Genomic DNA, 23,790 nt, shown 5'->3' with positions numbered 1-23,790 from the left:
CAGCCTTTTCACCGCAAGCGGCGAGGGCGAACATGCTGGCAGCAACGGCGATAGCAGCAAATTTCTTCATGATGTGTGGGCTCCCTAAAATGCCTTACCGCGATGGGGAAACTTCCCGTCCCGCGAGCGGCGGGATTTAGCTGTTCCGTATGGATCGTCAACAAAAATAATTGAGATGCCCGCCACTGGCGGAAATCTGTCATTCCTGCGCAACAAATCGGGTGACTTGCTATCGGCCCGCCGAACGAGAATCGCAAAAATCCGATGGCCCAATCGCATGGGAGCGGCGCAGCAACCTTCGTTTGCCGACGCGTGCGCCGGGTACCGCAGCCGCCGATTGCCAAGCGCGCGCCCATTCGCTAACCGGCGCGCAATATCTCTCCTGGCCGCACGCGGCCGAGCCACTCACCGGAGCATATCCATGGCCGCCCAATATAGTTTCGTGATGAAGGGTCTGAACAAGACCTATCCCGGCGCGCAAAAGCCGACGCTCAAGGATCTGAGCCTGCAATTCTACCCCGATGCCAAGATCGGCATCGTCGGGCCGAACGGCACCGGTAAATCGACCTTGATGAAGATTATGGCTGGCATCGACACCGAATTCACCGGCGAGGCCTGGGCCGGCGACGGGATCACCGTCGGCTATCTTGCGCAGGAGCCCGAGCTCGACCCGACCAAGACGGTCAAGGAAAATGTCATGGACGGCGTCCGCGGCGTTGCCGACATGATGGACCGCTTCAACGAGATCAGCACCCTGATGGCCGATCCGCCCGCCGACGCCGATTTCGATGCGTTGATGGAGGAAATGGGGACGCTCCAGGAAAAGATCGACGCGGTCGACGGCTGGACGCTCGACAACCAGCTTGAGATCGCCATGGAAGCCTTGCGTTGCCCGCCGGGTGACATGGGTGTGCAGAGCCTGTCGGGCGGCGAAAAGCGCCGCATTGCGCTCACCCGCCTGCTGCTCGAGAAGCCGTCGATCCTGCTGCTCGACGAACCGACCAACCATCTCGACGCGGAAAGTGTCGCGTGGCTCGAAAAGCATCTCGTCGATTATCCGGGCAACGTCATCCTCGTCACCCACGACCGCTATTTCCTCGACAATGTCGTGAACTGGATCCTTGAACTCGATCGCGGCCGCTATTTTGTCTATGAAGGCAATTATTCGACCTATCTGGAAAAGAAGGGCAAGCGGCTCGAACAGGAATCGCGCGAGGATGCCGGTCGCCAGAAAGCGATCAAGGACGAACTGGAGTGGATCCGGCAGTCGCCCAAAGCGCGTCAGGCCAAATCGAAGGCGCGTATCAAGAGCTTTGACCAGCTGGTCGAGGCGCAGGAAAAGCGCATCCCCGGCAAGGCGCAGATCGTCATTCAGGTGCCGCAGCGTCTGGGCGGGAAGGTCATCGAGGTCGAGAATATCTCGAAAGCCTATGGCGACAAGCTGCTCTTCGAAAATCTGTCCTTCTCTCTGCCCCCGGGCGGGATCGTCGGGGTGATTGGCCCCAACGGTGCAGGTAAGTCGACCTTATTCAAGCTGATCACCGGGCAGGAAACGCCCGACAGCGGCAAGGTTGTCATCGGTGACACCGTCCACCTTGGTTTCGTCGACCAGAGCCGCGACGACTTGAACCCCGACAACAATGTCTGGCAGGAAATCTCCGGCGGCGCCGAAATGATGAGCATCGGCAAGCATGAGATGCAGACGCGCGCCTACGTCGGCGCCTTCAACTTCAAGGGCGTCGACCAGCAGAAAAAGGTCGGCCAGCTGTCGGGCGGCGAACGCAACCGCGTTCATATGGCCAAAATGCTGAAACAGGGCGGCAACGTCCTGCTGCTTGATGAACCGACCAACGATCTCGACACCGAAACGCTCGCGGCACTCGAAGAGGCGCTCGAAAATTTCGCCGGCTGCGCCGTGGTCATCAGCCACGACCGCTTCTTCCTTGATCGCCTCGCGACGCACATTCTGGCGTTCGAGGGCGACAGCCATGTCGAATGGTTCGAAGGCAATTTCGAATCCTATGAAGAGGACAAGATCCGCCGCCTCGGCGACGACGCTACGCGCCCGCATGCAACATCTTACAAGAAGCTGACGCGCTGACCTGATGGCGGGGGAGGCGGTTCCGATTTCGTCGAGCGCGATCCGTTTGGATGCGGATGCGCTCAACGCTTTCATGACCGACGCCTTCCCCCACTCGGCGCCGGGCTCGCGCGGCACTGTTGTGTCGGCGGCGCCCGGACATATCCAGGCGCGGATGGAGCCGACCGAATTGGCTTTGCGTCCGGGCGGACTGATCTCGGGCCCGACGCAGATGGGGTTCGCGGATATGGCGGCCTATGCGCTGGTCCTCGCGCATATCGGCCCCGTCGCGATGGCCGTGACAAGCGCGCTCAATTACCAGTTCCTGCGCCCGTGCCGCCCGGGACCGCTGTTCGCGGACGCAACCATGTTGCGGCTCGGCAAGCGGCTCGCGGTGATGGATGTGCGGATCTGGACCGACGATCCTGACAAACCGGTCGGGCAGGCGAATGTGACCTACGCGATTCCTTGAGCGTCGCTGCCACGCGTGTATTCCTTTTCGGCCGACTGTGTTATATCAACAACACAATTGGGGAGGATGATCATGCGAATTGCTCTTGTTGCCGCTGCCTTGCTGTCCACCGCCGTCCTGCCGGCGCAGGCACAGATGCGAACCGATCCCGCCGTCATCGCCGAGCAAAAGGCTGCGATCGCCAAACTGGCGAAGCTGCATGGCGAATGGCGCGGTACCGCGACGATCACGTCGCCGAGTGGCACGATCAAGCTGGTGCAGACCGAGCGGACCGGCCCGATGCTCGACGGCACCGCGCTGGTGATCGAGGGACGCGGCTATGACGAAGCCGGCAAGCTGGTCTTCAACGCCTTTGCGGTGATTTCCTACGACGCCGCGACCGATCAATATGCGATGAACAGCTGGACCGATGGCCGCGCCGGGAAATTCCCCTTTGCGGTAACCGACACCGGATTCGAATGGAGCATACCGGTGCCGAATGGCGCGACGATCAAATATGTGGCGACAATCGCCGACGGCAAATGGACCGAGGTCGGCAGCTATGTCGGGGCTGGCATGCCGCCGGTCGAGTTCGCGAAGCTGGAGGTGGCGCGGATTGGTGATACCGATTGGCCTGCTGCCGGGTTTGTTCCCGCCAAACCCTGAGTCTATTTGATCCTCCCCATCGCTGCGCGACCGGGAGGATCGATCAAGTCAGGTCGGGGGCACTTCCCACAACACCAGCTTAGTCGCGTGAACATCCTCGCGCGCCTTCGCGGCGTCGAGGCGTTCCAGCTTGATGCTGCCTTTCAAGGCGCCCATTTCGATCATTGCACTGATCACGACGACCCCGCCCGCGCCGACATCGATGTCAAATTCGGCAGGGTGCGCCAGCTTGGCCTTGGCGGTGGCAATATGCAGGCGGTGTCGCCCCGGTTCGACATCGGCCATCAGCATCTGGCCCGACTTGATCTGGCCTTTTGCGGCGCCGTCGAGGGTCACGTTCATGCCCTGTAACGCGGCGACAAAGCCGCGGCGCGTGACATATATCCGCGCTTTGCCCGCAGGCGTCTGCATCGTTCGCGCGTCGGCAATCGCCGCTGTGTCCGCCTTGGCGCCGCTCTTGTTGCTCGACAGCGCCCAGAAACAGAAGATCACGATACCGCCGATCAGCAGTACCGACAGGATGAGCAGGGTTCCCGGCGACAGGACGCTGGCCAGCGACGGCCCCAAAAATGCGCCGACCACCGCCGCCACACAAATGAGGGTCAGCCACATCGCATTCTTGCTCATGGCGCGTCTCCTGTTCAGGCGGCGGGTTCAAACTCCCCCGTCGCTTCGTCCAATAGATGCAGCACCCCGTCGCTGATCGCGAAAAAGGCGCCACGCAGCCGCAGCGTTCCGCGGCGTTCCTTTTCCTGAATGCAGGGGAAGGTGCGCAGATTGTCGATGCTGACGCGCACCGCCGCCATTTCCATTGCGCGACCGGCGTCGCGGTTGTCGATGTCGCTATGATCGCGCCTTACTTGCGCACTGGCGTCGTGCAGCATCGCGATCCAGTCGGCGATAAAGCCGCCACGGCCCGGCTCAGCGCCCGCCATCGATTGGTGCAACGCAGCGTGGCAGCCGCCGCACAGGCCATGGCCCATGACGACGATTTCCTCGACGCGCAGAAACTGGACTGCGAATTCTAGTGCCGCCGACACGCCATGGCGCCCTGGCGTCGTTTCGAACGGCGGCACGAGTGCCGCGACGTTACGGACGACAAAGATCTCGCCGGGGTTGGTGTCGAAAATCTGCGACGGTTCGACGCGGCTGTCGGAGCAGGCGATCACCATCACCTTGGGCGATTGCCCCTCGGCCAGCCCCTCCCAGCGCTCGCGCTGTTCTTGCCAGCCGCCGCTACGGAAACGACGATAACCGTCGATCATGTCTGCAAAGTGAGTCATGCCCGCGCCATAGCATAGGTACAGAGGTTGAGAAGAGGGACACACGCGACTATGTGGGCGAAATGAACGCTCCCGCACAGCCCGTCTCGACGCCCAGCCAGCGCACCCGCAAGCCCGACTGGATTCGCGTCAAGGCACCCACGAGCCCCGGCTATGCCGAAACGCGCAAGCTGATGCGCGAACTGAACCTCAACACCGTGTGTGAAGAGGCGGCGTGCCCGAACATCGGCGAATGCTGGACCAAGAAACATGCGACGGTGATGATCCTGGGCGACACCTGCACCCGCGCCTGTGCGTTCTGTAACGTCAAGACCGGGATGCCGCGCGCGGTCGATCCGCTCGAACCCGAACATACCGCGATCGCCGCGGCGAAGATGGGACTCAGCCACATCGTCATCACCTCGGTGGACCGCGATGACCTGCCCGATGGCGGCGCCAGCCAGTTCGTCAAGGTGATCAACGCGCTGCGCCGCGAAACCCCGCAGACGACGATCGAGATCCTGACCCCCGATTTCCGCAACAAGCCCGAAAGCGCGATCGCGGCGATCGTCGATGCCCGCCCCGACGTCTATAACCACAATCTGGAAACCGTGCCGCGCCTCTATCCGACGATCCGCCCCGGTGCGCGCTATTATGCGTCGCTCCGCCTGCTCGAAAGCGTCAAGCGACGCGATCCGTCGATCTTCACCAAGTCGGGCATCATGCTGGGGCTGGGTGAACAGCGCATGGAAGTGCATCAGGTGATGGACGACATGCGCAGCGCCGACATCGATTTCATGACGATGGGCCAATATCTCCAGCCGACGCCGAAACATGCCAAGGTGATCGACTTCGTGACGCCACAGGCGTTCGACGCCTATGCCCAGATCGCGCGCGCCAAGGGTTTCCTGCAGGTCGCCTCGTCGCCGCTGACGCGCTCCAGCTATCACGCCGGCGACGATTTCGAACGGATGCGCGCGGCGCGCGAGGCGCAGCTGGCGCGCGCCAGCGCTGGCTGACCCCGCGTTGCCGAGGCATCACGAAACCCGCGTCCTGCCGTATAGCGACGAGCAGATGTTCGCGCTCGTCACCGATATCGAGCGCTATCCCGAGTTCCTGCCCTGGGTGATCGCGCTGCGCATCCGCAGCGACAGCGAACATGAAGCGGTCGCCGACATGATCGTCGGGTTCAAAGGACTGCGTGAAAGCTTTTCCTGCCGCGTTCACAAGGACCGCCCGCGCGCCGTGACGGTCAGCTATATCGACGGCCCGATGCGCCACCTGAGCAATGAATGGCAGTTTACGCCGGATGAGGGCGGGGGGTGCCGCGTTGACTTCATGGTCGACTTCGCCTTCCGCAGCCGGATGTTCGAAGCCTTGGCAGGGCAGATGTTCGACAAGGCGCTGCGCAAAATGATCGCTGCGTTCGAAACGCGCGCTGACGATCTTTACGCGGCGGGCAGCGTGAAATCATCCGAAGGGCGTAGTTCGTCCCTTTCGGGCTGAAGCAGGTCGAGCGCGAACATCGTCGCGTGATGGCGGATCGCGGCGCGATCGCCGCCTTCGAACTGCACCCGCTGGGTGAAATAATCGTCGGGGTCCTGGCCGCGTAACGCGCGAGCAAAAATGACCAGCCCGACGGGCTTCTTCGCCGATCCCCCGCCAGGACCGGCAATGCCTGTAATCGCCACCGCAATATCGGCATCGCTGTTGGCGAGCGCGCCGGTCGCCATCGCCCATGCCGTGGCCAGTGAGACTTCGCCAAAGGTCTCAAGTATTTCGCTGCTGACATCGAGTTGACTCTGCTTGGCATGACCCGAATAAGTGATGAAACCCGCCGAGAACACGTCAGAACTGCCGGCGATATCGGTCAGCGCGGCGCTGACCATGCCACCGGTGCAGCTCTCGGCGACCGCCACTTTTCGCCCCGCAGCGCGGTTATTGGCTAGCACGCTGGTCGCCAGCGCGTTGCGCACGGCAAACCGCGTTTCATCGTCAGGCAGCACGGTCAATTCTCCGGAAGTTGCAAAGTCGCGACAGCCTGCACAGCGATCCCCTCGCGGCGACCGGTGAAACCCAGTCGCTCGGTCGTTGTCGCCTTCACACTAACCCGGTCGACCGGAATCGCAAGAATTTCAGCGATCCGGGCGCGCATCGCGCTGCGGTGCGGGCCGATTTTCGGTGCCTCCGCGATAATCGTCAGATCGACATGGTCGATCCGGCCGCCGCGTTCGGCAACGCGGCTTGCGGCAAATTCCAGGAAGCGATGCGACGCGGCGCCGCGCCATTGCGGATCACTCGGCGGGAAATGATCGCCGATATCGCCATCGGCCAGCGCGCCGAGGATGGCATCGGTCAGCGCATGAAGCCCGACGTCGGCATCGCTATGGCCTTCAAGTCCATGACTATGCGCAATTTCTATGCCGCCAATCCAGAGCGGCTTGTCCGCGACAAGGCGGTGAACATCATAGCCCATGCCGACGGCGGTGCGTGTCATTGTCTCGATCCCCAGCAAGCCGTTCAGGATCGCTATATCCTCGGCATATGTCAGTTTGTGGAGGCGCGCGTCGCCCGGCACCGTCGCAACGGCGACACCCAGACGGCGGACGAGTTGCGCATCGTCGGTCGCCGTGGTGTCGACGGCTTGGGCATGGGCCCGACGGAGCGTCCCAAGATGGAACGCTTGCGGCGTCTGAACGCGCGCAAGGGCGCCGCGATCGACGACGTCACCGGCAACGCTCCCGCTTTGTTCAACCAGCGTATCGGGAACGGGCAGGGTGGGGATTGCGGCCTCGGCGCCGTCGAGCGCGGAGAGCAGCCGGTCGACGACATCGATGGTCACGCCAGGCCGTGCCGCGTCGTGAACAAGCACCGGCACCGCGTCGTCCCAATCGGCCAACACGGTCAATGCGTTGGCGACCGATTGTTGCCTTTCCGCGCCGGGATCGGCGCAAATCCAGCCTTTCGGTAGCGTCCCAACCGCCGCCATGACGTCATTATTGGCCACCAGCACACCGCCTACAATCGCCGGGTGCGCGGCAAAAGCATCAAGGCTCCAGCGCAGCACTGGCTTGCCGCCGAGCGTTGCCAGCTGCTTGGGCACGGCAAAACCGGCTCGGCTGCCCTGACCGCCCGCGAGCAATATGGCCGTCGCGCGCGGCGTGTTGGGGGAAGCGGAGTCGGTCATGATCCGCGCCGGTTAGCGCAGCCGCGGCTTGCGGGAAAGCGGCTTAGCGTGTACGCGCTGCTCAAATTTTAGGCAATCAGACGAAAGTTCCCGCCATGGCGCCGCTGCGGCCCATCCAGATCGGCAACATCACCATCGCGGATCCCGTGATCCTGGCGCCGATGACGGGCGTCACCGACATGCCGTTCCGCACCCTCGTCCGCCGTTATGGCTCGGGGCTCAACGTGACCGAAATGATCGCGAGCCAGGCAGCGATCCGCGAAACGCGCCAGTCGATCCAGAAAGCGGCGTGGCACCCGGTCGAGGAACCCGTATCGATGCAGCTCGTCGGCTGCACGCCCTATGAAATGGGTGAGGCGGCGAAGCTCAACGAAGATCGCGGTGCCGCGATCATCGATATCAACATGGGCTGCCCGGTGCGCAAGGTGACGAGCGGCGATGCCGGTTCGGCGCTCATGCGCGACCTGAAGCTCGCCGCGGCGCTGATCGAAGCCTGCGTCAAGGCGGTGTCGGTGCCGGTGACGGTGAAGATGCGCATGGGCTGGTGCCACGACAGCCTGAACGCGCCAGAACTCGCGCATATCGCCGAGGATCTGGGCGCCAAGCTGGTGACGGTCCATGGCCGCACGCGCAACCAGATGTACCGCGGCGAGGCCGACTGGAGCTTCATTCGCAAAGTCAAGGACGCAGTCTCGATCCCGGTGATCGCCAATGGCGACATTTGTTCCGCCGACGACGCGCGCACCGCGCTGGCACAGAGCGGTGCCGATGGCGTGATGATCGGCCGCGGGGCCTATGGTCGCCCATGGCTGCTGGGACAGGTGATGGCAGCGCTGCGCGGCGAGGGCGATCGGCCTGACCCCGGCATCGACGAACAATATGACGTCATTACATCCCACTATCGCGCGATGATCGAGCATTATGGCGAGATTACCGGGGTCAATATGGCGCGCAAGCATCTCGGCTGGTACGTCAAAGGCCTGCATGGATCGGCCGAGTTTCGCAACATAGTCAACCAGATCCCTAGCAGCCGCGACGTGCTTGACGCCCTCGAACGCTTTTATACGCCGTTCCTGAGCAGGGCCGCGGCGTGAGCGCGCTGACGTCGAGCATTCCAATTTTCGACCATGACGAGCTGATCCACTCGCACCCGGTTCCGACGCTGTTGATCGACAGGGGCGGGGTTGTCCTGTTCGTCAACGCGGCGGCCGAGCAGATGTGCAACATGAGCCGCTCGGCGATGATCGGGCGCGTCGTCTATGACGTCATCGACATGGACCGCAGCTACCGCCAGCGGATGAGCGACGCCGCGACGTCGGCACTGTTCGCGCATCGCGCCGAAATTTCGGTCGGAAGTCGCAAAACGATTTTTGTCGATATGCAGATGGTTCCCTATGGCCAGAGCGGTCATCGCATCCTGGCGCTGATCCCGGCGCACAGCGATGCCGAACTGATGGGCGGCGCGATCGGGCGATCGGGGCGCGCCGCTGGCGGTGCCGCGTCGATGCTGGCGCATGAAATCAAGAATCCGCTGGCAGGGATCAAGGGTGCGGCGCAATTGCTGGCGCGCAAGACCGACGCCAGCGGCGAACGCTTTACCACGCTGATCGTCGCTGAGGTCGACCGGATCGCGACACTGATCGATCAGATGGAGCATTTCTCGCGCGGTCAGCCGATCGCCTGCGGCCCGATCAATCTGTACCAGCCCATCCACCAGGCCATCGAAACCGCGCGCGCACGGCAGTTTCCGGGGGTTCGCTTTGCCGAGGATTTCGACCCGTCGCTGCCGCTGGTGCATGGCAATCATGACGCCATGGTACAGATATTGCTCAATTTGGTGACGAATGGCTGCGAGGCGCTGGGCGCCCGCGACGACGGTGTCGTGCGAATTGCCACCGCCTACCGCCACGGCCTGTCGATCGACAATGGCGACGGGCGCGGGCGGATTGCGCTGCCGATCGAGGTCAGCGTCAGCGACAATGGTCCGGGCGTTCCCGCCGATATTCGGGGCGACCTGTTCGACCCGTTCGTGACGACGAAGCGCGAGGGGCGGGGGCTCGGATTGGCGCTCGTCGCCAAGCTGGCGCGCGACATGGGGGGAACCGTCCAGCATATGCGCGACGGCGAATGGACGCGCTTTCGTGTTCATCTGCCGGTCGCGCAAAAGGGAGCTGCGGGATGAGCAGCGACAAAACCATCCTGCTGGTCGAGGATGACCCCGCGATTGCGATGATCATCCGCGAGACGCTGATCGGAGAATGCCGGCATTTCGCATCGGTCGGAAGCATCGCTGAACGCAACGCCTGGCTCGCGGATCATCGCCCCGACCTGATCATTACCGATGTCGTGCTGCCCGATGGCGACGGAATCGACTCGTTGCGGGTGGATGCCGGGACACCGGTGATCGTGCTGTCAGCGCAGAATACGCTCGATACCGCGGTGCGCGCGACCGGGATCGGCAGTTACGACTATCTGCCCAAACCGTTCGACCTCGATGAGCTGACCGCGAGCGTTCGCGCGGCCCTGCAACGCCGCGCCGAGCCAGCAGCGCGAACCGACGTTGCCCCCGCCGACAGCCACGGGCTGGTCGGCCGCGCGCCCGCGATGCAGGCGGTGTATCGAACCATCGCGCGCCTCGCTTCGAACGATCTTGCGGTGCTGATCCTGGGGGAATCGGGGACCGGCAAGGAGGTCGTGGCCCGCGCGATCCACGCCACGGGGCTGCGCCGCACGGGACCGTTTGTCGCAATCAACATGGCGGCGATCCCGCGCGAGTTGATCGAAGCCGAGCTGTTTGGCCACGAAAAAGGCGCCTTTACCGGGGCACATAGCCGCAATGCAGGCCGGTTCGAGCAAGCCGCAGGTGGTACCTTGTTTCTTGATGAAATCGGCGACATGCCGCTGGAGGCGCAGACGCGGCTGCTTCGCGTGCTGCAAAGCAACGAGTATACGACCGTCGGCGGCAATCAGGCGCTACGCGCCGATGTTCGCGTGATCGCGGCCACCCATCGCGATATGCGGACGTTGGTCGCCGATGGCCGCTTCCGCGAGGATCTGTTTTATCGCCTCAACGTCATTCCGGTAACGCTGCCGCCGCTGCGCGACCGGCGCAGCGACATCGCGGCGCTGGTCCGCCATTTCGTGGAGGCAGGACGCGCGTCGGGCCTTCCCGACCGTCAATTCGCGCCTGCCGCGATGCAGTGGCTCGAACGCTATGACTGGCCCGGCAATGTTCGCGAGCTGGGCAATGTGGTTCAGCGGCTGGCGGTTCTGTCGCGCGATACCGTCGTCACGGTGCGCGATGTGGAGACGGTGCTGCACGAAAGCGGCGAAGGCGGCGGTGCGGCGGCGCCTGCCGACCTGATCGCCCGCGCCATCGACGATTGGGCGCGCGAGCAGATGGCCGCCGACGCACCCGACGGCGACCTCCACAGCCAGCTCGAAGCGATCGTCGAAGCGGCGTTGTTTCGCCGCGTCCTGCGCGATGTGCGCGGTAACCAGCTGGAGGCCGCACGGCGGCTCGGAATCAATCGCAACACGCTGCGCAAACGGCTTGGACAGCTGGATATCGACCCCGCGCACCCATGAAGCAGGACAGCTAGCGCATAATAGCGGCGTTCAAGCGTCCCAAGCGCAGTTTGTGTGTTTTCTATGCAACAGGTTTGTCGTAGCGTAGCAACAATGGCGCACGCGGCACCCCTGACTCACGATATCGACCCGACCGAGCCGGACGTGCGCTCGGGCTTCTGGCGTTTCGCAGTACCCGAGTATTACACGCTCGCGCTCGTCATCAGCGTCGGCATCGCGACCTATGTCTTTGTCACCGGTGATGCGCAGAGCGAGCAGTTGCTCACACCGGCGCTCGTCGCGGCGATCATGGTCGCCAATCTGGTGCCGGCGATGGCGCTGATCGTGCTGATCGGCAGCCGCGTCGCGCGCGCCCGCGCGGTGCGATCGATGGAGGGCGGCAACGGCCGTCTGCACGTTCGTCTAGTCGCATTGTTTTCGATGATCGCGGCGGTGCCGACGTTGCTGGTCGTAATCTTTGCGTCGCTGCTATTCCAGTTCGGCGTCGATTTCTGGTATTCCGACCGCTCGCGCGGAATGTTCGAAAACGCTGCAACGCTAGCCCAATCTTTCTATGAAGAAAGCCAAAAGTCGGTTGCTGGGCAAACGACCGCAATGTCAACAGATTTGGGCAAATATCTGGATACTCAGACAATCGACAGCATCAGCTTTCAAGATGCGTATGGATTTCAGGTCGTCGTTCGCGAACTCAACGAATCCGCCATCATCGAAATCGGGCGTGATGGAATCCCCCGGACCGCGGTGATGATCGACCCCGACAACCGGGCGGCAGAGGGGCGAGTAACGCCATCGATAATACAACGGCTTAATACTGGCGAAGAAGTCGTGGTCACCCGAAGCGCCAACAGGATCGAGGCGGTCACGCGACTTCCCGGTAGGCCAAACGCATTTCTTTATGCTTCGCGTGCTGTCTCCAGCCTTGGTCAGCAGCAGTTTCAACTCGCTCGCACCGTGCTTGCAGACTATAACGCGCTGTTCCAACGCTCGCAGCTGTTGCAGCTGCAATTCAATGGCGCGCTCTATCTCGGCTCGCTGTTGCTTCTCGCGCTCGCCGTCATCGCGGCCATCGTTGTCGCAGACCGTATCGTTCGCCCACTCGGCACGCTGATCGGCGCCACGCGCACCGCGGCGGGGGGCGATCTGTCGGTTCGCGTCACGCCGCCGGCGCGCGATGACGAGATTTCGGTGCTGACCCGCGCCTTCAACCGGATGACCGAGCAGTTGCAGGGCCAGACCGGCGCATTGGTCAGCGTCAATGAACAACTCGAAGCGCGGCGCAGCTTTATCGAAGCGGTGCTCAGCGGAGTGTCCTCGGCAGTGGTGTCCGTCGATGCCGACCACCGCATTCAGCTCGCGAACGCCGCGGCGGAACGGCTGATCTGCCAGTCAGCCGATTGCCTGACCGGTCGTCCTTTGGCGGAGGTTGCACCCGAACTAGCGCAGTTGTTGAACGGGGACGAGCGTGAAGCGATCGTGCAATTGGCGCGTCCCAACGCCGAACCCGCTACACTGGCGGCAAAAGCAGTCGCGCAGGGCGACGGCTTTGTTTTGAGTTTTGAAGATATTACGCAGCAATTGCTCGACCAGCGCCGCGCTGCCTGGTCCGACGTCGCACGGCGTATCGCGCACGAGATCAAGAATCCGCTGACCCCGATCCAGCTTGCGGCCGAGCGGCTCCAACGCCGCTTTGGCGACAAGATCGAGGGCGACAGCGCGACGTTCAAAAAGTTGACCGACACGGTGATCCGCCAGGTTCATGACATGCGGCGGATGGTGGACGAATTTTCCAGCTTTGCCCGTATGCCCAAACCGACCTTTGGGGTCGAGGATGTCCGCGATATCCTGCGTCAGGCAGTGTTCCTGTTCGAGGTCGCCAAGCCCGATATCGTGTTTGCGGTAAAAACGTCCGACGAAATTGAACCACTCGTTTGCGATCGACGCTTATTGTCGCAGGCCATGACAAATATCGTCAAGAATGCTGTAGAAGCGATTGAGGAGAATTCGAAAAATTCGGAATCAACTCCCATCGGGCATATATATGCCGAGCTGGCGAGCGGGCTGCGCGGTGAGGTTGTGATCCGTGTTGCCGACGACGGGATCGGCTTACCGCAGGCGCGCGATACCATCGCCGAACCCTATATGACGACGCGGCAGGGCGGCACCGGATTGGGCCTCGCGATCGTCAAAAAGATCGTCGAGCAACATTATGGCGAGCTCGAGTTTTCGGACAATCCGGCGGGGCAGGGGACCTGCGTCACGCTGACGCTTCATCCCGACCGGCTGCAAGGATTGGGAGGAAGAGGCGACCAAACAAGCATGGGGTACGCAGAATCGGTTCCGGGGCGGATCCGCAACCGACAGGACAGAGAAGAACATGGCGCTTGATATTCTGATCGTCGACGACGAGCGCGACATTTGCGATCTCGTTGCCGGCGTCATGGAAGACGAAGGGTATGAGGCGCGTATTGCCTCCGACAGCGATTCCGCGCTCGAAGCGATCCGCCAGCGGCGTCCGTCGCTCGCGCTGATCGATGTGTGGTTGCAGGGGTCGCGGCTCGATGGGCTGGGGCTGGTCGAGGCGATCAAGGCCTTCGATCCCACGCTGCCGATCATCGTCATATCCGGCCATGGCGGGCTCGACACCGCGGTCGCAGCGATCCGGCGCGGCGCCTATGATTTCATCGAAAAGCCGTTCGAGGCATCGCGCTTGCTCCATCTGGTAGCGCGCGCGACCGAAAGCGAGCGGCTGAAATTCGAATATGAACAGCTGCGCGAGAAAGCCGGGCCGTCGGATGAGCTGACCGGGACCAGCGCTGCCATCAACAACGTCCGGGCGACGCTGAAGCGCGTGGCAGGGACGGGGAGTCGGGTGCTGATCACCGGTGCCGCGGGGGTCGGAAAGGAAGTCGCTGCACGCGTGCTGCATGGGTGGAGCGGACGGCACAATGCACCATTCCGCGTCATTTCGTCGGCGCGCATGGACCCGGAGACGGTCGAAACCGAATTGTTCGGGTCAGAAAGCGACGACGGTGCGATCCGCGTCGGGTTGCTCGAACAAGCGCATGGCGGCACCTTGTTTCTCGACGAAGTCGCCGACATGCCGCTGACGACGCAGGGCAAGATCCTGCGCGTGCTGACCGATCAGAGCTTCACCCGGGTGGGAGGGCGCACGATGATCCGCGTCGATGTGCGGATTATTTCGGGGTCGGCTCGCGACCTGACGACCGAAATCGCCGAAAGCCGGTTTCGCGAAGATCTTTACTACCGGCTCAATGTCGTGCCGGTCAACATTCCGCCGCTCCGCGAACGCCGTGATGATATCGCCAGCCTTTGCGACCATTATATTCGCCGCTATGCCGCCGATCGCCGCGTACCGCCACCCGAAATCAGTTCGGAAGCGATGGCGGCGTTGCAGGCGCATGAATGGCCGGGCAACGTCCGCGAACTGCGCAATGTGATCGAGCGGGTGATGATCCTGGCGCCGAGCGACCGGCTGGCGCGGATCGATGCCGATATGCTGCCCGGCGAACTCGTCCGCGGCGGCACCGATATTCTGCCCAATTCGGAGTCGATCACGGCAATCCCGCTGAAAGAAGCGCGCGAGAATTTTGAGCGCGAGTATCTGCGGATCCAGATCAACCGCTTTTCGGGCAATATTTCGCGCACCGCGACCTTTATCGGTATGGAAAGATCGGCGCTGCACCGCAAACTGAAACTTTTGGGGCTCACCGAGAGTTCGGAAGGCGAGGGGTGAGGCTTTGCGCTAGACCTAGCCTATGCTTTGTCGCATATTGACGCGAGGAAGAAGGTCTTAAAGCCGGAAAAACCGGTGCATACCCGCGGTCGTACCGCCAAAAACAGGAGGCAAATGTGTCCGATAAGAGCCAGAATCTCCAAGATATTTTTCTAAACGCATTGCGTAAGAGCAAAACGCCGGTCACGATGTTTCTCGTCAAAGGGGTGAAGCTTCAGGGCATCATCACCTGGTTTGATAATTTCTCGTTGTTGCTGCGCCGTGATGGTCAGTCCCAGCTCGTCTACAAGCATGCGATCTCGACGGTGATGCCGTCGCATGATTTCGACTTATCTTTGCTCGGCGGCAATTTGCGCGAGGCGCCGGCCAGCAAGGGCAAGGCGTTGCAGGATGTATTCCTGAATGCGGTGCGCAAATCCGATGAATCGGTGACGATGTTCCTGGTCAACGGGGTGATGTTGCAGGGCGATATCGTCGCATTCGACCTGTTCTGCATGCTGCTTGAGCGCGAGCGGCAGGTGCAGCTCGTCTATAAGCACGCCATTTCGACGGTGCAGCCGAATGGTCCGATCAACCTGACCGACAGCGAGCCGGACGCAGAAGCGGACAACGCCTGATCGCCTCGATTATTGACAGTCCGGAAGAAGTCACCCGCGGCGCTGCCGCGCTTTTGGTCGTGCCCGAATGGCATAGCCAGCGGCTGGCGCGCGACCTCGACGCACGGGCTGATGAGGCGAAGGGACTTGCACTGGCCATCGGGCTCGACGTGGTCGCGGTGCATACGCTGCGACTGCGCCAGACGCGCGCTGCAACCTTGCTCGGCGTTGGTCAGATCGAAGCGATCACGCCCGATATAGAGAAATATGGCGTCCAGTTGGTTGTCGTCGATGCGGCGCTCAGCCCGATCCAGCAGCGCAATCTGGAAACCGCATTCGGTACCAAGGTCATCGATCGCACCGGGCTGATCCTCGAAATTTTCGGTGAGCGCGCTGCGACCGCCGAGGGGCGGATGCAGGTTGAACTCGCGCATCTCGATTATCAGGCGGGGCGGTTGGTGCGCAGCTGGACCCACCTGGAACGCCAGCGTGGTGGCTTCGGCTTTCTCGGTGGACCGGGTGAAACGCAGATCGAGGCCGACCGGCGGATGATCCGCAACCGTATGGCGCGGATCCGGCGCAGCCTTGACGATGCACGGCGGACCCGCCAGTTGCAGCGATCGAAACGTCAGCGCGCACCGTGGCCGGTGGTTGCGCTGGTTGGCTATACCAACGCCGGAAAATCGACGTTTTTCAACCGCCTGACGGGCAGTGACGTCATGGCTGAAGATATGCTGTTCGCAACCCTCGACCCGACGATGCGTGAGATTCGATTGCCGGGGATCGACAAGGCGATCCTGTCCGACACCGTGGGATTTGTGTCCGATCTGCCCACCGAATTGGTCGCGGCATTCCGCGCCACTTTGGAAGAGGTTACGACAGCCGATCTTATCGTCCATGTCCGCGACATCGGCCATCCCGACAGTGACGCGCAATATGATGATGTGCGCGCCATCCTGACCTCGCTGGGGGTCAATGGACCAGACGATGACGGGGAGGGCGATGCGGCGCCCGCGATCCCGCAGATCGAAATCTGGAACAAGATCGATACCGCCGACGCCGATACGCGCGCCGCGATTGCCGATATCGCGGCGAAACGCTCTGACGTGGCGGTGATCTCAGCGGTAACCGGCGAAGGCGTCGAAGCGGCGCGCGTGCTGATGGCGGCGCAGTTGACCGCGCTGCACAAGGTTCAGCGGATTTACCTCGACTATCAGGACGGCGAAGCGGCGGCGTGGCTTCACGCGCGCGGCGAGGTGTTGGCCGATGAACCCGAAGGTGAGGGCCATGTGCTGACCGTGCGGCTCGATCCCGCCGACGCCGCCCGTTTCGAGCGGCTGTGGCCTACGGACGGCGCTCCGACGCCTTGACCGCCAGCCAATGGGCTTCCTGCGCGTCGAGCGACAGGCCCGCCAGACTTCCGCCCGCACGATCTTCCATCGCAGCAAAACGACGCGCGAATTTCAGATTGGCATCGCGCAGCGCGCTTTCGGCATCGACACCGAGGTGCCGTGCGTAATTGACGACCGCGAGCAACAGGTCGCCGACTTCCTCATGCCGGTCTGCGTCCGTGGCCGCAGTCGCTACTTCGGCCAGTTCCTCAGCGATTTTGTCGCGCGGACCGTTAACATCGGGCCAGTCGAAGCCGACACGCGCGGCGCGTGACTGAAGCTTTTGCGCACGCATTAAGGCGGGCAAGGATAGCGCGACGCCTGACAATGCACCTTTGGGGCCATCGGCGGCGCGTTCGTCGGCTTTGATCTGCTCCCATTGCTGGCGGACGTCTTCGGTCGTGTGGTCACCGAAAATGTGCGGATGCCGCCGCTCCATCTTGTCGCTGATCGCGGTGGCGACATCGTCAAACCCGAACAGGCCTGCGTCGGCGGCAATCTGGCTGTGGAACACGACCTGAAGCAACAGGTCGCCGAGCTCGTCACAAATCGCGGCAGGATCGCCGCCAGCGATCGCATCGGCGACTTCATAGGCTTCCTCGATCGTGTAGGGCGCGATCGTCGCGAAACTCTGCGCCAGATCCCATTCGCAGCCGCCGTCAGGATCGCGCAATTTGGCCATCACGGCGAGCAGGCGATCGATGGGGGACTGGAACGTCGCGTCAGACATCATATTATCCGATAATATATATTATGTTAAATCGCGATAGTGATGGGGAGAACCGAACCCCCCTGCCGTTGAAATCATGTGATTTTGATCCGGCTTGTGCTTGCCCCGCAATCAGGTCACCATCTGCCAAGTCCGGATAACCAGAAACACCAGGCCGAAAATCGCAACCCAAGCCAGCGCCATCTTGAACCAGTCAGCCATCGGCAGCCGCCGCGCCAGCAACGAACTGACCACCAGAGCAAATGCGCCGACGAACCAGACCAGTTGCACCCCCGTATCGGCGTTCATAGCTGCACCTCCAGCCCGTCATAACCCGGCTCGACTCCCGGTGGCAATTCGGCCGCCAAGTCGTCATAATCCATCGTATTGTCCATGTGCGTGATGATCGCGCGCGGACTGCCGCATTTTTCGAGCGCTGCGAGCGTCATCGCCAGATGCGGATGCGTCGGATGCGGATAGCGGCGCAGCGCGTCGATGACGAAAAGGTCCACACCCTGAAAGAATTCGACCATTTCGTCGGTAAATTTCGAGAAATCCGTAGCATAGCCAATCTTGTGAACACCATCACTGAAGATCAGGCCGCTCGCCTTGATCGGTCCGTGCGGCATTTCGATTGCCGAAACCTCGATCGGGCCGATCGACTGGTGATCCAGCAAATCGATAGGATCGACCAGTGCCGGATAGCCGGCGTTGCCGGCAAAGGCATAGGTGAAGCGCCATTTGAGCGTATCGAGCACATGATTGCGCGCGTACGCCGGCACCAGCGAGCCGCGCAGGTGCATGATCTGGCGTAAATCGTCGAGGCCGTGGCAATGGTCGGCATGCTCGTGGGTCCAGATGATCCCGTCGACGGCGCCGACCTCGGCATCGAGCAGTTGCAGCCGCATGTCGGGACTGGTGTCGACGAGCAGCCGGAAGCCGCCGAGGGAGATCAGGATCGAGGATCGACTGCGCAGGTTGCGCGGATTGTCGGGGTCGCACTGCCCCCAGTCGTTGCCGATCCGCGGCACCCCGGAAGAAGTGCCGCAACCCAGGATGCGAACCTTCATAGCTCGTATGACGTCATGGCGCTGCCTTGTCGAAAAGCGCGTAGAAATTGGCGCTTGTCGCGGCGCGGAGTGTTTCGCGATCCTCGTCGCGCAGGGTTGCGAGAAACGCCAGCGTGTCGGCGACAAACGCCGGTTCGCCGGTCTTGCCGCGGTGCGGGACAGGGGCGAGGAAAGGGGAATCGGTTTCGATCAGCAGCCGGTCCTGCGGTAGCCATTTCGCGGTCGCCTGCAGATCGGCGGCATTCTTGAAGGTCACGATGCCGGAGATCGAGATGTACATCCCCAGATCGAGCGCTTGGCGCGCAAAATCGTCGCTCGCGGTGAAGCAGTGGATCACGCCGGGGAAGGTCGCCCTGCCCATCTCCTCGCCCAGCAGCGCCAGCGTGTCGGCCTCGGCATCGCGGGTGTGGACGATGATCGGCAGTCCGGTCGCCTGCGATGCGTGGATATGGCGGCGGAAGCTGTCCTGCTGCCGCACACGGTCGCTCTTGTCGTAATAATAGTCGAGGCCGGTCTCGCCGATGCCGATCACGCGCGGATGCGCGGTGCGCTCGACGAGCTTGGCGGTGTCGACGTCAGGATGATGATCGGCGTCGTGCGGATGGATGCCGACGCTGGCCCACACATCCGGATTGGCCTCGGCCGCCGCCAACACGTCGTCCCATTCGCTTTCGCGCGTCGCAATGTTGAGCATCGCGGTGACACCGCGCGCGCGAGCGCGGTCCAGCACCTCGCCCTGCTGTTCGGCGAGCCCCTTGTAATTGAGGTGGCAGTGTGAATCGACGAGCATCAGGCCTCCCCTTCCCCTTCGGGCAGGTCGAGGCGCGGGAAGAGGGGGGTTGGCTGGCCAACGACAAACCCGCTGGCAGCCAGGTTCGCAAACCAGTCATCGTCGTCCAGTGCGGCGAAGTTGCGCGCATCTTCGCCAATGCCCATCTGGTCGAGCAGCGTGTCGGCTGCGGTCGGCACCACCGGGCGGATCGCGATCGCGAGGGTGCGGACGACCTGGAACAAGGTCATCAGTACGGCGCGCATCCGGTCGGGGTCGGTCTTGCGCAGCGCCCACGGGGCTTGCGTATCGACATATTGGTTGCACGCGAACACCGCACGCAGCCACTCCTCGATCCCGACCGAGAATGCGAGCTGTTCAAATTCGCGCGGCAGCAGGTTGCGGCACGCATCGTTGACGATCGAAAGCAACGCGCGATCGTCCTCGTGCGAGGTATAGTCCGCTGACAGAACGCCGTCCAAATTCTTGAAAATCATCGATAAGCTGCGCTGTGCCAGGTTGCCGAAGCTGTTCGCCAAATCGGCATTGGCGGTGCGCACGATTGACTCGGCCGAATAGGTGCCGTCCTGACCGAAGCTCACTTCGCGCAGCAGATAATAGCGGAGTGGATCGACCCCGAAGGTATCGGCCAGCGCCATTGGATCAACGACGTTACCCAGCGACTTCGACATCTTCTCACCGCGGTTGAGCAGGAAGCCGTGGCCGAACACCTGCTTGGGCAGCGGCAGACCGGCACTCATTAGAAAGGCTGGCCAGTAAACCGTATGAAAACGCACAATATCCTTGCCGATCATGTGGATATTGGCGGGCCAGAATTTGCCGAAATCACCGTCCAGATCGGGATAGCCGAGCCCCGAGAGATAGGTGGTGAGCGCATCGACCCACACATACATCACATGCCCGGGCGATCCCGGGACCGGTACGCCCCAGTCGAAGCTGGTGCGTGAAACGCTGAGATCTTTAAGCCCGCCCTCGACGAAGCGCATCACTTCGTTGCGGCGGCTTTCGGGGCGGATAAAATCCGGCTGGTCGTTGTAGAGCGCGAGCAGCTTGTCCTGATAATTCGACAGGCGGAAGAACCAGCTTTCCTCGACGGTCCACTCGACGGGAGTGCCATGCGGCGACAAACGGGCGCCCCCTTCCCCGTCGGTTAGCTCGCCTTCGTCATAAAAGGCTTCGTCGCGAACCGAGTACCAGCCCTCATACCGATCCAGATAAAGATCGCCATTGGCCTCCATCGCGCGCCAGATTGCCTGCGACGCCGCGTGATGCGCGGCATCGGACGTCCGCATGAAATTGTCATAACTGATATTCAGCTTGGCATACATCTCACGGAAATAGGACGACATTTCATTGGCGAGGTCGATCGTTTCGCGGCCTTGATCGCGGGCGGTCTGAAACATTTTCAGGCCATGTTCGTCGGTACCGGTGACCAGCCGGACGTCGCGGCCGCGCGCGCGCTGGAACCGTGCCATCACATCGGTGGCGATCGCTTCATAGGCGTGACCAATATGCGGGCGGCCATTGGGATAGCTGATCGCGGTGGTGATATAGAAAGGTGCGCTGTTTTCGGACATGGCCGCGCCTTAGCCGCTGGCGCGCGCGAGGGAAAGCGTCAGCGTGCCGGGTCCGCCGAACGCGGCGCCAGTTCGGCAAGGCAGTTACCGATTTCGAACCCGACCATCGTGCCGTCATAGGAGCCGCGGATTGCATCGCGCACGGTGCGCTGGACACGGTCCCATTGCGCCAAGATCGGTGCGATCTCTGCCACCGAACGCTCGCGCGCCAGCTGCGCGAGAAGCCCGGGAACGATGTCGATCACGAGTTCGAGCCGCGCGCGATTGCTGCTGCCGCCAACCTCGCGCGCCAGCGCCTCGCGCAGCCGGTTTTCGGGGTCCCCGGTCGCGGCAATCGCAAGCAGTTTTTTCTCCATCGCCGCAACATCGCTGTCGATCAACGCCAGCGCCTTGCCCGGCACGCCGCCCGACGCGGCGACGATCGCGCGCACCTCCGCAATTTCGAGCATCGGGCGCAAATTATGCAGCCATGTTGTCATGACGTCACGATCAACCGGCTGAAAACGCAGCGTTCTGCATCGGGACCGGATCGTCGGCAGCAAGCGCCCTGGTGAGTGGCTGACCAGCAGGAACAGCGTTTTTGCCGGCGGTTCCTCCAGCGTTTTGAGCAAAGCGTTAGCGGCGTCGGTCTCCAGATCGTCAATCGCGTCGACGATGATGACGCGCCACTCGCCGAGCGACAGCGACAGATGCAGGCGGCGGATCATCGCCCGCACCTGATCAATCGTGATGTTGCGCGCGAGGTCTTTGCTCTTGTCCTTGAGCTGGCGCGCCAGGTGAAGGATCTCGGGGTGATTGCCCGCCTCGACCAATCGACCAGCGGCACTGTCGCCCGGATCGTCGAGCGCAACGGCCTGCCCGTCGCCGCCGCGGCCATGGGTGACGAGGAAGCGCGCGACGCCGGCGGCAAAAGCCCCCTTCCCCATCCCCTGCGGCCCGGCGAGCAGCCAGGCGTGATGCAGCCGGCCCCCCTGCCAGCCTTCGAGAAAGGCCGCCTCGGCGTCATGATGGCCGATCATAGCCATTCGGCTAGTCCTGCCAGGATTGCTGCCGTTACCTGCTCCGCGGGGGCATCGGCGTCGATAATCCGCCAGCGTTCGGGCTCCGCTTCGGCCATTTCGACGAAGCGCGCGGCCAAACGCGCCTGATAATCAGCGGGCTTGCTGCCCATGCGGTCACTGCCGCCGCGTGCCGCAAGGCGGCGTGCGGCTTCGGCGGGGCTTACGGTGAGCAGGAAGGTGCGGTCAGGCAACAAGCCTTCGGATCCTACGCCGTGAAGCGCCAATATGTCCGCGTCGGTGAGACCGCCACCACCGCCCTGATAGGCGCGGCTCGAATCGACGAAGCGGTCGCATAGCACCCACGCGCCGCGCGCCAGCGCCGGGCGGATCGTGCGTGCGACATGGTCGGCGCGCGCCGCCGCGAACAACAAGGCTTCGCTGCGCGCGTCCCAGCGGTCATCGCTGCCTTCCATCAGCAGCGTCCGGATCGCTTCGGCGCCGGTGCTCCCACCGGGTTCGCGCGTGGTGACGACGTCGATGTTACGTGCGGCCAGTGCCGCCGCCAACGCCCGGATCTGCGTCGATTTGCCGACCCCCTCGCCGCCCTCAAGCGTGACAAACCGCCCGTGTGTCATGCCGAAAGCCTGCAAGGTTGAAAAAGGACGAAGCGCACGTGCATTATGTGGCGGTAGCCGCCAGCACGCACTTTGTCATCACGGTGCGGCGCGGCCGCTGCCACTCGCGGCCTTTTTGTCCGTGCTGCCATCGTTCGCCGCCAGCGGTACCCCGAACCCCCAACGCATCAGCCGCTCGGCCTCGTCGCGGCGGGCCTTGTCGCTCGGTAAACCGGCAACGACCATGATCAGCCGCCGCCCGTCGCGCTTCGCTGAACCCAGCAAACAATAACCTGCTTCGGACGTATAGCCCGTCTTCAACCCATCAGCCCCCAGCACCCGCCCGAGAAGCGGATTGCGGTTCGCCTGAACGATCGGCTTGCCCTCGGGCGACGTGCCGTGCTGAAGCTTCGGCATTGAGAAATAGCGCGCGTAACCGGCGGGGTGATCGCGGATCAGTCGGTCGGCGAGCGTGACGAGGTCGCTGGCGCTCACCTTGGTCACCCCGCCGTCGGGCCAGCCGTTCGGCGTGCCGAAATTGCTCGATTTCATGCCAATTTGTGCGGCTACAGCGTTCATTCTTTTGATAAACGCCGCTTCATTGCCGTCGATTCCCACCGCCAGCGCGGCGGCGGCGTCATTCCCAGATACGGTGATCAGACCTTTGAGCAGCTCATCGACCGAAACCTTTTCGCCGGGGCGCAGGAACATCGTCGATCCGCCGTTGCTTCCTCTCCATTTCTTCCACGTCGCTTCGCTGACGGTGAATTGCTTGTCGCGCGCCAGTTCGCCCTTTTTGATCAGGTCGAGCACGACATAGGCGGTCATTACCTTCGCCATTGAGGCTGGTGCAAAGCGCTTGTCAGCCCCGCGCGAATACAGGATTTCGCCCGAATCGAGATCTTTGAGCATCACGATTGGCGCCTGCGTGGTGTAGGACGGACGCGCCGTCGCCGTACTTTTTGGACGTGGGTCGTCCGCGGCAGCCGCGGGCATCGCGAGCGTCAGTGCAAATCCTGCCAACATCGCAGCGCTCTGGATTGGAATCTTTGAG

General features: G+C 62.6%; 23 protein-coding genes and 1 pseudogene. 12 read left to right on the top strand and 12 right to left on the bottom strand.

The genetic code is table 11. The features are described 5' to 3' along the window. Positions 1-421: 421 nt before the first annotated feature. The 3 genes from ettA to VGN68_RS19640 all read left to right on the top strand — a co-directional run bounded on the left by ettA (position 422) and on the right by VGN68_RS19640 (position 3,197). Positions 422-2,101, top strand: coding sequence for an energy-dependent translational throttle protein EttA (gene ettA / locus VGN68_RS19650; protein ID WP_327479251.1), 1,680 nt, complete (start codon positions 422-424; stop codon positions 2,099-2,101). A 4-nt stretch (positions 2,102-2,105) separates the two neighbouring features. Beyond that, a complete protein-coding gene (locus VGN68_RS19645) occupies positions 2,106-2,552 on the top strand; it encodes a PaaI family thioesterase (protein ID WP_327479250.1) in 447 nt (148 codons plus the stop codon). Positions 2,553-2,624: 72 nt separating this feature from the next. Further along, positions 2,625-3,197: a DUF1579 domain-containing protein gene (locus tag VGN68_RS19640; protein ID WP_327479248.1), complete on the top strand. Its 573-nt coding sequence runs from the start codon at positions 2,625-2,627 to the stop codon at positions 3,195-3,197. Between the two features lie 48 nt (positions 3,198-3,245). Here VGN68_RS19640 and VGN68_RS19635 read toward each other — a convergent pair whose 3' ends face one another. Together VGN68_RS19635 and VGN68_RS19630 are read right to left on the bottom strand one after the other, a co-directional pair. Beyond that, the gene (locus VGN68_RS19635; RefSeq protein ID WP_327479246.1) at positions 3,246-3,824 is read right to left on the bottom strand and encodes a DUF2846 domain-containing protein; all 579 of its coding nucleotides are present in this window, start codon (positions 3,822-3,824) and stop codon (positions 3,246-3,248) included. A 14-nt stretch (positions 3,825-3,838) separates the two neighbouring features. Then, positions 3,839-4,480, bottom strand: coding sequence for a carbonic anhydrase (locus VGN68_RS19630; RefSeq protein WP_327479244.1), 642 nt, complete (start codon positions 4,478-4,480; stop codon positions 3,839-3,841). Between the two features lie 62 nt (positions 4,481-4,542). On the opposite strand from VGN68_RS19630, the gene lipA reads away from it, so the two are divergent. Continuing rightward, on the top strand, positions 4,543-5,478 hold the full coding sequence (gene lipA, locus VGN68_RS19625; RefSeq protein ID WP_327479242.1) for a lipoyl synthase: 936 nt from the start codon (positions 4,543-4,545) through the stop codon (positions 5,476-5,478). Positions 5,479-5,485: 7 nt separating this feature from the next. After that, on the top strand, positions 5,486-5,965 hold the full coding sequence (locus tag VGN68_RS19620) for a type II toxin-antitoxin system RatA family toxin (protein WP_327479240.1): 480 nt from the start codon (positions 5,486-5,488) through the stop codon (positions 5,963-5,965). On the opposite strand, the gene VGN68_RS19615 is transcribed toward VGN68_RS19620, so the two are convergent. Continuing rightward, positions 5,908-6,465: a CinA family protein gene (locus tag VGN68_RS19615; protein WP_327479238.1), complete on the bottom strand. Its 558-nt coding sequence runs from the start codon at positions 6,463-6,465 to the stop codon at positions 5,908-5,910. The genes VGN68_RS19620 and VGN68_RS19615 overlap by 58 nt on opposite strands. Before the next feature lie 2 nt (positions 6,466-6,467). After that, positions 6,468-7,646, bottom strand: a complete 1,179-nt coding sequence (locus VGN68_RS19610) for a bifunctional 2-C-methyl-D-erythritol 4-phosphate cytidylyltransferase/2-C-methyl-D-erythritol 2,4-cyclodiphosphate synthase (RefSeq protein ID WP_327479235.1) — start codon at positions 7,644-7,646, stop codon at positions 6,468-6,470. A 95-nt stretch (positions 7,647-7,741) separates the two neighbouring features. Between VGN68_RS19610 and dusB the strand changes: the two genes are divergently transcribed. From dusB to hflX, 7 genes and pseudogenes are all read left to right on the top strand, one after another. Then, on the top strand, positions 7,742-8,740 hold the full coding sequence (gene dusB, locus VGN68_RS19605; protein WP_327479233.1) for a tRNA dihydrouridine synthase DusB: 999 nt from the start codon (positions 7,742-7,744) through the stop codon (positions 8,738-8,740). After that, positions 8,737-9,828: a two-component system sensor histidine kinase NtrB gene (locus VGN68_RS19600; RefSeq protein WP_327479231.1), complete on the top strand. Its 1,092-nt coding sequence runs from the start codon at positions 8,737-8,739 to the stop codon at positions 9,826-9,828. Before dusB ends, VGN68_RS19600 begins: the two co-directional genes overlap by 4 nt. Further along, positions 9,825-11,234, top strand: a complete 1,410-nt coding sequence (locus VGN68_RS19595; RefSeq protein WP_327479229.1) for a sigma-54 dependent transcriptional regulator — start codon at positions 9,825-9,827, stop codon at positions 11,232-11,234. The genes VGN68_RS19600 and VGN68_RS19595 overlap by 4 nt, the downstream gene beginning before the upstream one ends. Before the next feature lie 93 nt (positions 11,235-11,327). Then, positions 11,328-13,619 carry a sensor histidine kinase gene (locus VGN68_RS19590; RefSeq protein WP_327479227.1) on the top strand — a complete coding sequence of 764 codons (2,292 nt, stop codon included), beginning with the start codon at positions 11,328-11,330 and terminating at the stop codon, positions 13,617-13,619. Then, entirely contained in the window at positions 13,609-14,988 is a 1,380-nt protein-coding gene (locus VGN68_RS19585; protein ID WP_327479225.1) for a sigma-54 dependent transcriptional regulator, read from the top strand. Before VGN68_RS19590 ends, VGN68_RS19585 begins: the two co-directional genes overlap by 11 nt. Positions 14,989-15,086: 98 nt before the next feature. Continuing rightward, positions 15,087-15,605, top strand: a pseudogene (gene hfq / locus VGN68_RS19580) (RNA chaperone Hfq); the annotation flags it as partial. Between the two features lie 8 nt (positions 15,606-15,613). After that, complete coding sequence (hflX, locus tag VGN68_RS19575) at positions 15,614-16,954, top strand: GTPase HflX (protein ID WP_327479265.1); 1,341 nt, start codon at positions 15,614-15,616, stop codon at positions 16,952-16,954. On the opposite strand, the gene mazG is transcribed toward hflX, so the two are convergent. The 8 genes from mazG to VGN68_RS19535 form a co-directional block, all read right to left on the bottom strand. Continuing rightward, positions 16,929-17,705, bottom strand: coding sequence for a nucleoside triphosphate pyrophosphohydrolase (mazG, locus tag VGN68_RS19570; protein WP_327479221.1), 777 nt, complete (start codon positions 17,703-17,705; stop codon positions 16,929-16,931). The two genes, hflX and mazG, sit on opposite strands and share 26 nt — an antisense overlap. Before the next feature lie 111 nt (positions 17,706-17,816). Further along, positions 17,817-17,993: a hypothetical protein gene (locus VGN68_RS19565; RefSeq protein ID WP_327479219.1), complete on the bottom strand. Its 177-nt coding sequence runs from the start codon at positions 17,991-17,993 to the stop codon at positions 17,817-17,819. Next, positions 17,990-18,754, bottom strand: coding sequence for an MBL fold metallo-hydrolase (locus tag VGN68_RS19560; RefSeq protein ID WP_327479217.1), 765 nt, complete (start codon positions 18,752-18,754; stop codon positions 17,990-17,992). The genes VGN68_RS19565 and VGN68_RS19560 overlap by 4 nt, the downstream gene beginning before the upstream one ends. Before the next feature lie 13 nt (positions 18,755-18,767). Beyond that, positions 18,768-19,544: a TatD family hydrolase gene (locus VGN68_RS19555; RefSeq protein WP_327479215.1), complete on the bottom strand. Its 777-nt coding sequence runs from the start codon at positions 19,542-19,544 to the stop codon at positions 18,768-18,770. Beyond that, positions 19,544-21,121: a methionine--tRNA ligase gene (gene metG / locus VGN68_RS19550; protein WP_327479213.1), complete on the bottom strand. Its 1,578-nt coding sequence runs from the start codon at positions 21,119-21,121 to the stop codon at positions 19,544-19,546. Before metG ends, VGN68_RS19555 begins: the two co-directional genes overlap by 1 nt. A gap of 38 nt (positions 21,122-21,159) precedes the next feature. Further along, a complete protein-coding gene (locus VGN68_RS19545) occupies positions 21,160-22,146 on the bottom strand; it encodes a DNA polymerase III subunit delta' (protein ID WP_327479211.1) in 987 nt (328 codons plus the stop codon). Then, on the bottom strand, positions 22,137-22,757 hold the full coding sequence (tmk, locus tag VGN68_RS19540) for a dTMP kinase (protein ID WP_327479209.1): 621 nt from the start codon (positions 22,755-22,757) through the stop codon (positions 22,137-22,139). The genes VGN68_RS19545 and tmk overlap by 10 nt, the downstream gene beginning before the upstream one ends. A 78-nt stretch (positions 22,758-22,835) precedes the next feature. After that, a complete protein-coding gene (locus VGN68_RS19535; protein ID WP_327479263.1) occupies positions 22,836-23,732 on the bottom strand; it encodes a D-alanyl-D-alanine carboxypeptidase family protein in 897 nt (298 codons plus the stop codon). Positions 23,733-23,790: the final 58 nt, after the last annotated feature.

This window comes from Sphingopyxis sp., from assembly GCF_035998965.1.
In the GTDB taxonomy this organism is placed as follows: Bacteria; Pseudomonadota; Alphaproteobacteria; order Sphingomonadales; family Sphingomonadaceae; genus Sphingopyxis.
Note: the sequence above shows the minus strand (reverse complement) of the source record. Positions and strands in the feature narration are given on the sequence as shown.

Bases quoted from the DNA above. Each gene is read 5' to 3' on its own strand.
- tmk (WP_327479209.1), bottom strand. From the start codon at position 22,757: ATGACACACGGGCGGTTTGTCACGCTTGAGGGCGGCGAGGGGGTCGGC.
- ettA (WP_327479251.1), top strand. From the start codon at position 422: ATGGCCGCCCAATATAGTTTCGTGATGAAGGGTCTGAACAAGACCTAT.
- VGN68_RS19645 (WP_327479250.1), top strand. From the start codon at position 2,106: ATGGCGGGGGAGGCGGTTCCGATTTCGTCGAGCGCGATCCGTTTGGAT.
- VGN68_RS19640 (WP_327479248.1), top strand. From the start codon at position 2,625: ATGCGAATTGCTCTTGTTGCCGCTGCCTTGCTGTCCACCGCCGTCCTG.
- VGN68_RS19535 (WP_327479263.1), bottom strand. From the start codon at position 23,732: ATGCCCGCGGCTGCCGCGGACGACCCACGTCCAAAAAGTACGGCGACG.
- VGN68_RS19545 (WP_327479211.1), bottom strand. From the start codon at position 22,146: ATGGCTATGATCGGCCATCATGACGCCGAGGCGGCCTTTCTCGAAGGC.
- metG (WP_327479213.1), bottom strand. From the start codon at position 21,121: ATGTCCGAAAACAGCGCACCTTTCTATATCACCACCGCGATCAGCTAT.
- VGN68_RS19585 (WP_327479225.1), top strand. From the start codon at position 13,609: ATGGCGCTTGATATTCTGATCGTCGACGACGAGCGCGACATTTGCGAT.
- VGN68_RS19590 (WP_327479227.1), top strand. From the start codon at position 11,328: ATGGCGCACGCGGCACCCCTGACTCACGATATCGACCCGACCGAGCCG.
- VGN68_RS19555 (WP_327479215.1), bottom strand. From the start codon at position 19,544: ATGCTCGTCGATTCACACTGCCACCTCAATTACAAGGGGCTCGCCGAA.
- VGN68_RS19610 (WP_327479235.1), bottom strand. From the start codon at position 7,646: ATGACCGACTCCGCTTCCCCCAACACGCCGCGCGCGACGGCCATATTG.
- dusB (WP_327479233.1), top strand. From the start codon at position 7,742: ATGGCGCCGCTGCGGCCCATCCAGATCGGCAACATCACCATCGCGGAT.
- VGN68_RS19560 (WP_327479217.1), bottom strand. From the start codon at position 18,754: ATGAAGGTTCGCATCCTGGGTTGCGGCACTTCTTCCGGGGTGCCGCGG.
- VGN68_RS19595 (WP_327479229.1), top strand. From the start codon at position 9,825: ATGAGCAGCGACAAAACCATCCTGCTGGTCGAGGATGACCCCGCGATT.
- VGN68_RS19630 (WP_327479244.1), bottom strand. From the start codon at position 4,480: ATGACTCACTTTGCAGACATGATCGACGGTTATCGTCGTTTCCGTAGC.
- lipA (WP_327479242.1), top strand. From the start codon at position 4,543: ATGAACGCTCCCGCACAGCCCGTCTCGACGCCCAGCCAGCGCACCCGC.
- mazG (WP_327479221.1), bottom strand. From the start codon at position 17,705: ATGTCTGACGCGACGTTCCAGTCCCCCATCGATCGCCTGCTCGCCGTG.
- VGN68_RS19565 (WP_327479219.1), bottom strand. From the start codon at position 17,993: ATGAACGCCGATACGGGGGTGCAACTGGTCTGGTTCGTCGGCGCATTT.
- VGN68_RS19635 (WP_327479246.1), bottom strand. From the start codon at position 3,824: ATGAGCAAGAATGCGATGTGGCTGACCCTCATTTGTGTGGCGGCGGTG.